Raw genomic sequence first — 12,927 nt, 5'->3', positions numbered from 1 at the left:
CTGCAATAATTATTATTCCATTCTAACTCTATGCAAACCTCTTAAGTAGTAAGTAATATCCTGTATATTTTTATCTATCATTTGTTTGTATTCATCAGGTATATTTTGATCTCTTATAAGTTTAAACATTTCAAGTCCTTCCTGAAGGTTGCCGAATAAACTTATTCTAGCGGCATTTCTTAGTATCTTTTTATATTTAGAGTAATAAGTATTTTCAGGCATATTATCAAAACCGTAAGTGATAACAAGTTTCTTCTCATAATCATCAATATCATCTAAGAGCTTCATTCTCATAGTAGGAGTTTCGCTTGCAGGTTTTAATTGAGTTTCAGGTTTAGCCAATTTAGCACTTTCTTTAGGAGCTTCTACTTTTACAGTTATATTAGGCTGCTGTCCTTGAGCCTGCTGAGGTGTTTGCTGTGCATCCTGAGGGGCTGCAGCTATAGTTTGACCGCCTGCTGGAGGAGTGTAGCCTTCATTAATTTCTACGCGGCTGTTTTCTATTTTATCAATAATAGTAAATGGTCTTTTTCCTAAATTTTCATCTTTTGTACTGTCAGAATCTTCCAATCTGTTTTCAACTAAGTTTTCTAATTGTTCGGATGCTTTATTTAATCTGTCTTCGCCTTCAGAAATTATAGGTTTTACTTCAGCTTCTACTTCTTCATCTGCTTCATTAGCTTTTTCTAATTCTTCTCTTTCTTTTTCTTTCTGTTCTCTGTAATCATCCATAGCCGCACATAAAAGAGTAGCCAATTTTGTTATGCCTTCTTCTGTTTTGGCATCCATATTAGAAAGCAAATCGCCTCCGGATTCTGATTCAATATCATCATCATCAGAAGCAACATAGCTCTTTTTCATTGTTGATGCTATATCTTTAGCAGAACTTTTTATATCGCCTCTTATTTCTTTTAACTTTTCTTCCTCTTTTTTTAAGAGTTCTCTTTTTTTATCTAATGCTTTTGATTCTTTTTCTATTTGTTTTAATATTCTTAAATTTTCTTTGTATTGTTCTTTATCTTCTTTTGACAATTTGTTAGTATTTTTTTGAGCATTTTTTAAATCTGCTACAGCTTCTTTTAATTTTGCTTTTAATTCTTTCTTTTCCTGCTCTGATTCTAATAACTGCTGTTTTAATTCTTTTATTTCTTTTAATGATTCTTTATCAGTTTTAATAGTTTTAGCAGTGCTTTCATTTTTGGCTTTTAATGCTTCTTTTGTTTTTTGTTTTAATTCTTCATTTTTTAATTCTATTTTTCTTTTTTCTTCTTCCAATTTTTGATTAGTTTTCTCTAATTTTTCTAATCTTTTTTGAAGTTTAGTAATTTCTGCATTATTGGATGCTGATGATGTTTTTGCTGGGATTGATTTTTTTGATTCTAAATCTTCTATAATTTTTTTATATTTATCTTCTATTTTTTTCTTTTGTATATCTACTACTTTTTTATATTTTTGATTAAGTTCTGCAATCTTTTCTTCAGACTGCTGCAATTTTAATTTTAACTCTTCAGATAATTCTTTGTATGATATTCTTCCCATTTTAGCATCATCCGTTTTAGTTTTTTTTTCATTTGTTTTTGTATCTATTTTTGTTTTTTTAGTTGCCATATAAATTGTCCGCCATATATTATAATCCTTATGAGTATTAACGGAAATATTTAAAAATACAGTAATAAAAAATATTTTTGTATTTTTATATAATAACATATATTTGTAAAAATAAAATAAAATTATATATTTACATATAGCTTAATTTATATTAAAATATTTATCTAATAGGGGGTAAGATTAATTATGAAAAATATTTTTAATAAAATCAATGTTAATAATCCTAATAAATCGATTATACAGGCTATAGATGAATTACTTAGGAGAATATCAAATTTGGTGGCTATAGCAGGCTCCATATTTGCAATATTCGTTCTTCTTATGCAGATAAGACAAATAAGCATTTATAATTTTTACATATATAATTATGATAAAATTATAAATGTAATAACAGTATTTTTCGTACTTATTCTTATAGACCAAATAAGGATAGCACCAAGAAAATTATACATAATAGTTCCAATAATACAAATAGTAGGTCTTCTGCTTCTTAATTTTTTCAGTAAAAAATATTATGATTTATATTCACATAGGATAATATGGACAATATCAGGATCAATACTATTCTTTTTGATTATAGTTATAAACTGGCTTAGATTGTCATATTCTAAATTTACGTTATATCAGATGATTATAGCATCATTTATATTTGTAATAACATTGGGCAGCTTGCTTTTGTATCTTCCTTTAAGTACTGTAGGAGGAAGACTATCTTTTGTTGATGCTTTATTTACAGCTACAAGTGCTGTATGTGTTACAGGGCTTAGCGTTATAGATATATCTAAAGAGTTTACTCTATTTGGGCAGATAGTATTGATAACGCTTATACAGATAGGAGGACTAGGCATTATGTCCATTTCGGCTATAGTGCTTTTATTTTCTGTGAATAAGGGAAGCGTTCAGGATAGGGTTAGAACTTTAGAGATGTTTAATACTCAGAACAAGGATATTATACAATCTACTGTAAAAGTCATTTTTTTATCTACATTTATTATAGAACTGCTTGGAGCTGTTTCTCTTTTTATAGTTATGGATACTAATGATAAATTGTCGATGCGTATATTCTCTTCTGTGTTTCACTCTATAAGTGCTTTTTGTAATGCTGGATTTTCACTTTATACCGACAGCCTCCATAGATATTCAGGAAATATTACGATTAATGTTACTATCATGCTTCTTATAATATTAGGAGGTATAGGCTATCCTGTAATGCTTACAGTATCAAGGGCTTTTATTAATAAAATAAAGGGTAAAAGATATGTATTTGATGTTCAGGCTAGAATAGTTATATATACAAGTGTTTTGCTTATTATAGTAGGAAGCGTATTCATATTTTTCAATGAATATTCCAATGCTTTAAAAGATTTAACATTGAAGGAAAAGATATTAGCTTCCTTGTTTCAGAGTGTAAGCCCTAGAACAGCTGGATTTGAAACAATAGCGTACAATTCTATGAGCAGTGTTACAATAGGAGTAGTAATATTTTTAATGTTTGTTGGGGCCTCTCCTAACAGTACAGGAGGCGGAGTAAAGACTACTACATTGTTTGTATTTGTGTTCTCGGTTATAACAGCAATTTTGAATAGACCGTATATTGTAGTGAATGGCAGGAAGATAAAGGATATTACAGTTAATAAATCTGTTGCTATAGTTACTCTTGCCATATTTATTTCTGTTTTATCTGCATTTATTATTTTTTATATAGAAAAATCTGCAAGCATGCTTCCTATATTATTTGAGGTTATATCTGCTATAAGTACGGTTGGTCTTACTTTAGGAATAACGCCTACTGTTACAGTATGGAGTAAATTAATACTTATAGTTTTAATGTTTATAGGACGTGTAGGCTATCTTACATTATTTATGAGTATAGGCTCTATAGATCAGGGTAAATATGGTATAATAGATTTACCTACAAGCGAAGTTACTATAGGTTAAAATAATTTTATATTTAATTAATAATTAGAAAAATAATAAAAATATTATTAATATATATTATTTTATTTGCAATTTAATATTAAAATTACTATAATGTATAATAACATCTATAAAATAAAAAGGAAAATTTATGAATAGAAGATATATTAAAATAAAAAATTTTAGGAATATAGGAATATCTGATAAATCTCAATCTAAAGAACAAGAACAATTATTATATTTAAATAATTCTCTTGATAAAAAAGATATGGGTGAATTGATAATTATTGTCGGTGAAAATAATGTAGGAAAATCCAATATACTTGATTTAATTGAAAGATTTAAATCTGAAAAATTATTAAATGATATTCCTGATTTTATAGATTATGATAATGAATTGCCTGAAATACAGTTAGTATACAGAGAAAATGAGCATAAAAATTCTTCAAAAGATAAGATACAATTTGATAAAGAATATTTTTATAGATTAAAGCTTGATAATGATAAAGTAAATACAAAACCAGACATTGATTGTATTCCAAAAGATAGTAAAAATACTAATGAAAATAATGTTGAAAAAGAAATCAAATATGATGTATTGAACTTATCTATTCAAGAAGTAAAAAATAAATTAGGTTATATTAGGCATGAAATAAACAGAAACAGTCTTTTTAAAATACTGCCAGAAGAATATATTAAAAAAATTGAAAATATAGAAAAAGACTATAATGATTTAATATCTTCAAATAAGGATGAGGTTGCTAAGTATTCTGAAATAAAAGATATTTATTCTTCTTTAAAACAAATATATGATGACATTAATGTATTTTTACAAAATATTTATTGTCATCAAATTACTTTAACGTTCGATTTTAAGGATTTAGATAAAATTGATATTGAAAATAATAAAAAATTAAATGATAAAGAAGTTAGTACTAAATATAATTCAAATGGCGAAGAAATAAAAAATTATATTAAGGAAAAATATGGTATAAATATGATTCCTAATATATTTTATTATAAAGATAATATTATAAAAAAAGAAGATTTAACAGTAAAAAAAGAAGATATAGCAAAGTCAGAATTTTTCAAATCTTTATTGAATTCTATAGATGAAGAAATAGATATTATAAATGATGCTTATGAAAAATCAAAAAGAAATCCTGCTATAAGAGAACAATATCAAAATAGAATCAATGAAAAAATAAAAAATGTAGTTAATAAAAAATTTAATGAGTTATATTATAATTTAGATAAGAATAATCAGATATATTGTTTTAATATAGCGTTAGGTGATATAGATGTTTCTCTATATACATATAAATATATAGATGATGAAAAGCAGGCTATAGATTTGGATAAGCAGTCTTTAGGTTTTAAATGGTTCTTTAATTTATTTTTTAATTTCCTGCATAAAGATTTACTCAATGCAGGTGATATAGTTTTAATGGATGAACCAGATGCACATTTATCGCTTCCTGCAAGAAGAGATTTAAGGAAGTTTTTAAAGGATTTTGCAAGACTGCATGGCGTTACATTTGTTGTAGCTACTCATAATCCTTCGCTTATAGATGTTAATTTTTTAGATGAGATAAGAATAATAAAGCATAAGGAAAAAGGGGTTGGAGTAGAGATAATCAATGAATTTACTTCTATAAGTAATTCTAGAGAAGATATCGATAAAGTAGATACATTGGAAGATATTATAAATGGATTTGGTGTTCTTCATAGGGATATAATTACAAATCCTAATAATAAAGTTATATTTGTTGAAGGAATTACAGATTATAATTATTTGACTGCATTTAAAATACTTAGGGAATATGAAGAAAATAGAAATATTAATTTAGTTTTCTTACCTATAAATGGACTTGGAAAGGAAAAGAAAAAAGAATCTGATAATTATGTAAAACTTATGAAAAATACAATAAAAAAATTATCTAAGTTCAAAAATGCTGTTATACTTACAGATGGGGATTATGCAGGGGAAAAATTTAATGAATTGAATACTAATTATAATTTAATTTCTATTCAATTAAGTGAAATAATTGATGGTGTAAAAATAATAGAAGATTTATTTTCAGATAATGATAAAAATAATAATAGTAATATAGGAAATAAACTTTTGAGGGCTTCGTCTTTATTAAAAAATACAATTATTCAAAATAAAGACAATATAGATTTAGAAACAAAAAATAATTTCTATAAGATATTTGATTATTTTTTGAAATATAATAGGAATAGTTATAACAATCATAATATTCAAAATAAACAAAATAATAAGCAAAATGATTCAAATAAGCAAAATGATAAGAAAAATGAAGATGATAAAGATAAAAATATTAATATAAATTAAAATTAATCGCAAATATTATTTATATTGTTAATATTGATGTTGTGAAAGTGTAGTAGTTATTTTTTAATGTTTGTATTCTTTATTTTTATTTGCTTTATAATTTTAGTATTATACTTGTTTCAAAAGTATTTTACATATTATATAAAAATTATTTAAAATTATAAATGTAACATTTTATATGTTGTATAAATTATTATTTCAGTATATAAACATGCCGTCCTTCACGCACAGACTGAGGGCTTCTTTTTGTGGAACGACTGGCTAGTGCCATCAATAATAAATAAAATTAGTTTTAAAACAAGTTAATGAACTGTATGTACATTATACTTGTTCATTTCCTACATAATTATAGTCTGATTATATTTGGTAAAATTGAAAGTTATAAAAATTAAATTGTTATTAATAAAATTTATGATATAATATAATGGGATTAATTATGTATAAGAAATTAAAAAATAGAGATGAATTAAATATTATATTGGATGATTTTAGAAAAAACAAGAAAATAATAGTATTTACAAATGGATGTTTTGATATACTTCATCGCGGACATGTTGAGTATTTGCAAAAGGCTAGAGAATTGGGGGACTTGTTGATTCTAGGATTAAACAGCGATTCTTCTGTAAAAAGATTAAAAGGAAATGGCAGACCTATCAATAATGAAATTGACAGAGCCATTGTATTATCTGCTTTAGAATGCATTACTTATATATCTATATTTGATGAAGATACTCCGCTTGAATTAATAAAGATAGTTAAGCCTGACATTTTAGTTAAAGGCGGAGATTATAAAATAGAGGATGTGGTTGGAAGAGAATATTCCAAAGAAACGGTATTAATTGATTTTGTAGATGGATATTCTACTACCAATATAATAAAAAAGATAAATAATTAAATTTAGGAGTTTTATATGATTATTGTAACTGGAGGAGCTGGTTTTATAGGTTCTAATATAGTTAGGGGATTAAATAATTTAGGTATTGATGATATATTAATAGTTGATAATTTGAAAAACGCTTCTAAACATAAAAATTTAAATAGAATTAATTTTAAAGATTATATAGATAAAGAAGATTTCAATTTAGAGATTATTAAAGATATGAAAGCAGATGCTGTATTTCATCAAGGTGCATGTTCTGATACTATGGAAATGGATGGTAAGTACATGATGAAAAATAATTATGAATATACAAAAAATCTTTTTCATTTTTGTTTGGATAGGAAGATAAGATTTTTATATGCTTCAAGTGCTTCTGTATATGGAAACGGAGAAAATGGTTTTGAGGAAAATGAAAAAAATGAGTATCCTCTTAATGTGTATGCTTTTTCTAAGTATCAGTTTGACAGATATGTTAATAAATTATTTAGAGAAAATAGGATTAAGAGCCAAGTAGTTGGGCTTAGATATTTTAATGTTTATGGTCCTCAGGAAAATCATAAAGGAAGAATGGCATCAGTTGCTTTTCATTTATTTAATCAAATAAAAGCTGGTGAAAAAATGAAAATATTTGAAGGAAGTGAGAATTTTTTAAGGGATTTTATACATATTGATGATGTTGTATCTGTTAATAATTTCTTTTTTAATAATGAAAATAAGTCAGGAATATTTAACTGCGGTACTGGTAAGGCTGAAAGTTTTGTTGAGATAGCTAAGGCTTTGAAAGAGGTTTATACTTCTGCTGAGATAGAATATATAGAGTTTCCTGATGCTTTAAAAGGAAAGTATCAGAAATTTACACAGGCTGATTTGAAAAAATTAAAAGATATGGGATATGATAAGCCTTTTATGAATGTTAATACTGGTGTAAAAAAATATGCTGAAGTTTTGGAAAAAAGCGGAGGATATTATTATTAATTTTATAGTACAAGTTTTATCATACTGCGAATTTATAATCGTGCGTTAATAAAAATTATAAATTTAATAAAAGCTAGGGTGGGTGTGCTTTTGTAATTAGGCAGTAAAATTAATTAGAATTCTATTTTTAATAAAAGCAGGGAATTTATAAGGGCGGGGTATGTTATAAGATTTTAAAATTTATTTTCATTTTCCCATACTCTATATTTTCTGCTTTAATATCTTATTTCTGTATTATTTTTCTTTTGGGTTAAAATAGTCATAGCACTGCCCGCCCAAGCATTTTTTTAATTTATTATCAACTCACCACACGCTTAATTGATTTGTGATTATGAATTGAGTAGTATAATTTTGCCTATACATGAAGCGGTATTAACCATGCGTTATATAAATTTTTAATTTACTTACATTCCCCACCCTTGAGATTTAAAATCTAATTTGTTATTTCTGTGGTATTTTTCTTTTTAGTTAAAAATAGTTATAGCACTACCCACCCAAGAATTTTTTAAATTTATTGTCAACTCACCGCACGATTAATTTATTTGTGATTATGAATGAATTAATTATTAGAATTTTATTTATGTATAAAGTGTATTTACCGTGCGTTAAATAAATTTTGAATTTAATTTCCCACCCTTTATATTTTCTGCTTTAATCTGTAATTTCTGAGTTCTTTTTATTTTTAGTTTAAAATAGTTATAGCACTACCCACCCAAGTATTTTTTAAATTTATTGCTAACTCCACGCACGCAGAACGAAGTTAAAAATATATAATTATTTTCAATTCAAATTTATGTTATATTAAAAATTTGGTTTATCGTGCGTTAATGAAAATTCAAAATTTAATAAAAGCTAGGGATGGTGTGCTTTTGTAATTAGGCAGTAAAATTAATTATAATGCGACTTTTAGTAGAAGCAAGAAATTTATAAGGGTTGGGTATGTAACCAAATTCAAAAAATTTACTTACATTTTCCCACCCTTTATATTTTCTGCTTTAATCTGTAATTTCTGAGTTATTTTTATTTTTGGTTAAAAATAGTTAAAGCACTACCCACCCAAGCGTTTTTTTAATTTATAGTTAACTAACCGCACGCAGAATAAAGTTAAAAATATATAATTATTTGCAATTCAAATTTATTTATATTAAAAACTAAGTTCAGCGTGCGTTAATGAAAATTCAAAATTTAATAAAAGCTAGGGATGGTGTGCTTTTGTAATTAGGCAGTAAAATTAATTATAATGCGACTTTTAGTAGAAGCAAGAAATTTATAAGGGTTGGGTATGTAACCAAATTCAAAAAATTTACTTACATTTTCCCACCCTTTATATTTTCTGCCTTAATCTGTAATTTATGTGTTATTTTTATTTTTGGTTAAAAATAGTTATAGCATTGCCCACCCAAGCATTTTTTAAATTTATAGCCAACTCACCGCACGCAGAATAAAGTTAAAAATATATAATTATTTGCAATTCAAATTTATTTATATTAAAAACTGAGTTCAGCGTGCGTTAATGAAAATTCAAAATTTAATAAAAGCTAGGGCGGGTATGCTTTTGTAATTAGTATTGTTATCATTATTATGAGTTAGGTTAAAGCTTTAATCATGGTAATTTTTTATCGTTTTTTCATTAGCTTGCTTCCTCTCATTTATTATCAATACTTTGTCATAATCTTTTTTTATGCCTTTGTCTATTGCTCTGACAAGTGCCTCAATTTTTACCGAAGGCACTCCTATGGCGTATTTGACAAAATATTATCAATGCTGAATAAATTATTTTCACCGACGCTCTGCGTTCCGTAGGCAAGGTGCCTTTCGGCAAAGAAATATTTTAATATTCTTTTTGCTGTATCAAATAAGCTAAGCATAACTACAGTATAAAATCAAACAATGAAAAAAGATTTATACTATAGTTAGTTTATCGCTGTTTAATATTTTTTTACTTTTGTATTGACTTATCATAAAACTTTGTTAAACTAAATATATAGAGTTAGTACGAATGGTAGAAAATCGTGCTCGACTGCCGCTTACTTGACTTTCAAGTACTGCGATGGAGGGGATATGCGTCCTCCTGTTCTAGTTCTTTTTAAGTTTTTTTAGACTTTTTTATTTAATCTATAAAAATGTACTATTTCATAATTTTTTTATTTATTTTCTTCCATATCTGTTATTTTATCAAGTACGATTTTTTTTGAATATAACCCAACACTCATATCATTTTCCTGAGCATGTTTTTTTAAAAGCTCATTTTCTTCATCGCTTATTCTAAAAAATATAACATGAGTATTTTTTTTGTTCTCTTTTTTCTTTCTGCCAGCACCTGCTCTAGCACCGCCGTGCGTGTTTTTTACTTCATTATCCATTTTTTATCACCCATATAATTAATGATACAGCAATAATTAACTGACTAATAGATATTATTAAATCACAAATGATATGCAATTTTTTTGAGTTTTCTTTGTTATACATATTGACCTCCATAATTTTTTATTCTTTGCTTTCTATTCTATTTATTATCATTTGCTTTAAATATTGGCTTATAGTTTGATTTTCGCTTTCAGCAATATTTTCTAATTTATCATATAGTTCATTTTCTAATCTTACATAAACTACTTTTGATATTGGTTTAGCTTTATTTTCAGGGGCAATTTTTTTACGTCCTGCACCCTCTCTTGCTCCGCCTCTTGACATAATATTATCCTTTAATTATAAAAGCTACTGATAAAATTATTACAGATAAAGATAATATAATAAAACTAGCAAATCTTATATTCTCAATTATTTTGTTATTCATATATTGACCTTCATTTATATCGTTATTTTTGCTTAGATGTTTTTATAATCATAATTAAATTTATTATGCTTAAAATTAAAGCTGAAATTGATATTATATAAGTAATAGTTTTTAACATTTTTAATCCTGATATTAGTAATTATTTATATTGTATATTATTTTTCTATAATGTTAATAGCATATTAAAGAAAAGTTATATTATGTGTATAGGCATTATTATATATATTACGATTAATATTCTTTTTTATTAATATTAATTTTTTGTATTTTTTTGCTGATAAAAATAGATATTTTGTTATATTTATAAAATAAAGAATAAATTTATAAAAATCATTTACTAAAAAATCATTTTATTGTATAATATTTGCAACAAATTTTTATAAGGAGTAATATTCATGAAGGTTGAAGATTTAAAACATGAGAAGCTAAAAGCTTGGATTAAAGAAGTAGCAGATATGTGTCAGCCAAAAGATATATATGTATGTGACGGAACTAAAGAAGAATATGACAGCTGCATGAACGGCTTAGTAGAATTAGGTTTAGCAAAACCTTTAACTAAAAGACCTCATAGCCACTCTTTCAGAAGCGATCCTTCTGACGTAGCACGTGTTGAAGATAGAACTTTTATCAGTTATCCAGATAAAGAAGATGCAGGTCCTACTAATCACTGGATGGCTCCAGATGAATTAAAAGGCACTATGAAAGAATTATACAAAGGCTGTATGAAAAACAGAACTATGTATGTAATTCCTTTCTCTATGGGACCTGTTGGTTCTCCTATTGCTAAAATAGGTGTAGAAATTACTGACAGCCCTTATGTTGTTTGTAATATGCATATAATGACTAGAGTAGGTACTAAAGTATTAGAAGTATTAGGTTCTAACGGCGAGTTTATACCTTGCTTACACTCTGTAGGTGCTCCTCTAGCTGACGGTCAAAAAGATACTAAATGGCCTTGTGCTCCAATAGAGAAAAAATATATTTCTCACTTCCCTGATGAGAATTTAATTTGGTCTTATGGTTCTGGTTACGGCGGAAACGCTTTGCTTGGTAAAAAATGTTTTGCTTTACGTATAGCTTCTGCTATGGCTAGAAGAGAAGGATGGATGGCAGAACACATGCTTATCTTACGTCTTACTAACCCAGAAGGTAAAAGATTCCATATCGCTGCTGCATTCCCAAGTGCCTGCGGTAAAACTAACCTTGCAATGTTGCAGCCTACAATCAAAGGTTGGAAATGTGAAACTATAGGTGATGATATTGCTTGGATGAAAATTAATCCAGATGACGGAAGACTTTATGCTATTAACCCAGAAGCTGGTTTCTTCGGAGTAGCACCTGGTACTTCTTATGATTCTAACCCTATGGCTATGGAATCTATAAAAGAAAATACAATATTTACTAACTGTGTAGAAACAGATAACGGTGATGTATGGTGGGAAGGTATGGGACCAGCACCTAAACATGGTATAGATTGGAAAGGTAATGACTGGAGTCCAGAAAGCGGAGAAAAAGGTGCTCACCCTAATGCTAGATTTACTGCTCCTGCTAGACAATGTCCTGTAATTTGTCCAGATTGGGAAGACCCTAAAGGTGTACCTATAGATATATTCATCTTCGGAGGAAGAAGAGCTTCTGTTATGCCTTTAGTACATGAATCTTATAACTGGGACCATGGTGTATTTATGGGTTCTACTGCTGCTAGTGAAACTACTGCTGCTAATATCGGTGCTGTTGGTGCTTTAAGATTTGATCCATTTGCTATGCTTCCATTTGCTGGATACAATATGGGCGATTATATGAATCACTGGCTTGAAATGGGAGATAAATTAGGTAATAAAGCTCCTAGAATCTTCTATGTAAACTGGTTCAGAAAAGATGCTGATGGTAAATGGTTATGGCCTGGATTCGGTGATAACTCAAGAGTATTAAAATGGATGTGTGAAAGAGTTGAAGGTAAAATTGATGCTGTTGACACTCCTATTGGTAAAATGCCTAAAGAAGGCGATTTAGACCTTACTGGTTTAGATATTCCTGAAGCTGATTTCAAAGAACTTATGAGAGTTGATGTTGAAGCTTGGAAAGATCAGGCTAAACAAATAGAAGATCATTATGCTAAATTCGGTTCAAGACTTCCAGCTAGACTTAAAAAACAATTAGAAGAATTAAGAGCTAGATTAAGCAAATAATTTTAGTTAATAGTTTTTCTTAAAAGAATATAAGCCGATAGTTTAATTAATATTAAGCTATTGGCTTTTTTATTGTTATTAAAACTATATATAAGTTTATAATAATTGACTTTTATATTTATTGAATTTATAATAAATAACAATTTTATAATTTACTATAATGGGGTTTATGAGATTATTATTATAGTATTCAAAATAATAATACGAA

8 protein-coding genes are annotated in these 12,927 nt (G+C 27.0%); 5 read left to right on the top strand and 3 right to left on the bottom strand.

All coding sequences use genetic code 11. From position 1 onward, the window contains the following. Positions 1 to 12: 12 nt before the first annotated feature. Complete coding sequence (locus Q0J69_RS03855) at positions 13 to 1,608, bottom strand: hypothetical protein (RefSeq protein ID WP_297204483.1); 1,596 nt, start codon at positions 1,606 to 1,608, stop codon at positions 13 to 15. Positions 1,609 to 1,794: 186 nt separating this feature from the next. Between Q0J69_RS03855 and Q0J69_RS03850 the strand changes: the two genes are divergently transcribed. The 4 genes from Q0J69_RS03850 (at position 1,795) to rfaD (ending at position 7,736) form a co-directional block, all read left to right on the top strand. After that, positions 1,795 to 3,546, top strand: a complete 1,752-nt coding sequence (locus tag Q0J69_RS03850; protein WP_297204481.1) for a potassium transporter TrkG — start codon at positions 1,795 to 1,797, stop codon at positions 3,544 to 3,546. 130 nt (positions 3,547 to 3,676) lie between these two features. Further along, a complete protein-coding gene (locus Q0J69_RS03845; RefSeq protein ID WP_297204479.1) occupies positions 3,677 to 5,881 on the top strand; it encodes an AAA family ATPase in 2,205 nt (734 codons plus the stop codon). 436 nt (positions 5,882 to 6,317) lie between these two features. Continuing rightward, a complete protein-coding gene (gene rfaE2 / locus Q0J69_RS03840; protein ID WP_297204477.1) occupies positions 6,318 to 6,776 on the top strand; it encodes a D-glycero-beta-D-manno-heptose 1-phosphate adenylyltransferase in 459 nt (152 codons plus the stop codon). Positions 6,777 to 6,791: 15 nt separating this feature from the next. Beyond that, entirely contained in the window at positions 6,792 to 7,736 is a 945-nt protein-coding gene (gene rfaD / locus Q0J69_RS03835; protein WP_297204474.1) for an ADP-glyceromanno-heptose 6-epimerase, read from the top strand. Positions 7,737 to 9,880: 2,144 nt separating this feature from the next. On the opposite strand, the gene Q0J69_RS03830 is transcribed toward rfaD, so the two are convergent. Beyond that, positions 9,881 to 10,099, bottom strand: a complete 219-nt coding sequence (locus Q0J69_RS03830) for a DUF6290 family protein (protein WP_297204472.1) — start codon at positions 10,097 to 10,099, stop codon at positions 9,881 to 9,883. A gap of 124 nt (positions 10,100 to 10,223) precedes the next feature. Then, positions 10,224 to 10,427 (bottom strand): hypothetical protein, encoded by a 204-nt coding sequence (locus Q0J69_RS03825; protein ID WP_297204471.1) that lies wholly within the window; start codon positions 10,425 to 10,427, stop codon positions 10,224 to 10,226. 498 nt (positions 10,428 to 10,925) lie between these two features. Between Q0J69_RS03825 and Q0J69_RS03820 the strand changes: the two genes are divergently transcribed. After that, positions 10,926 to 12,719: a phosphoenolpyruvate carboxykinase (GTP) gene (locus Q0J69_RS03820; RefSeq protein WP_297204469.1), complete on the top strand. Its 1,794-nt coding sequence runs from the start codon at positions 10,926 to 10,928 to the stop codon at positions 12,717 to 12,719. Positions 12,720 to 12,927: the final 208 nt, after the last annotated feature.

The sequence above is a fragment of the uncultured Brachyspira sp. genome, assembly GCF_944388875.1.
Taxonomy (GTDB): domain Bacteria; phylum Spirochaetota; class Brachyspiria; order Brachyspirales; family Brachyspiraceae; genus Brachyspira.
The sequence above is the reverse complement of the archived record's forward strand: the minus strand, read 5'-3'. Positions and strand labels throughout refer to the sequence as shown.

Excerpts from the sequence above, each read along its gene's own strand:
- Q0J69_RS03855 (WP_297204483.1), bottom strand. The coding sequence starts at position 1,608 with ATGGCAACTAAAAAAACAAAAATAGATACAAAAACAAATGAAAAAAAA.
- Q0J69_RS03850 (WP_297204481.1), top strand. The coding sequence starts at position 1,795 with ATGAAAAATATTTTTAATAAAATCAATGTTAATAATCCTAATAAATCG.
- Q0J69_RS03845 (WP_297204479.1), top strand. The coding sequence starts at position 3,677 with ATGAATAGAAGATATATTAAAATAAAAAATTTTAGGAATATAGGAATA.
- rfaE2 (WP_297204477.1), top strand. The coding sequence starts at position 6,318 with ATGTATAAGAAATTAAAAAATAGAGATGAATTAAATATTATATTGGAT.
- rfaD (WP_297204474.1), top strand. The coding sequence starts at position 6,792 with ATGATTATTGTAACTGGAGGAGCTGGTTTTATAGGTTCTAATATAGTT.
- Q0J69_RS03830 (WP_297204472.1), bottom strand. The coding sequence starts at position 10,099 with ATGGATAATGAAGTAAAAAACACGCACGGCGGTGCTAGAGCAGGTGCT.
- Q0J69_RS03825 (WP_297204471.1), bottom strand. The coding sequence starts at position 10,427 with ATGTCAAGAGGCGGAGCAAGAGAGGGTGCAGGACGTAAAAAAATTGCC.
- Q0J69_RS03820 (WP_297204469.1), top strand. The coding sequence starts at position 10,926 with ATGAAGGTTGAAGATTTAAAACATGAGAAGCTAAAAGCTTGGATTAAA.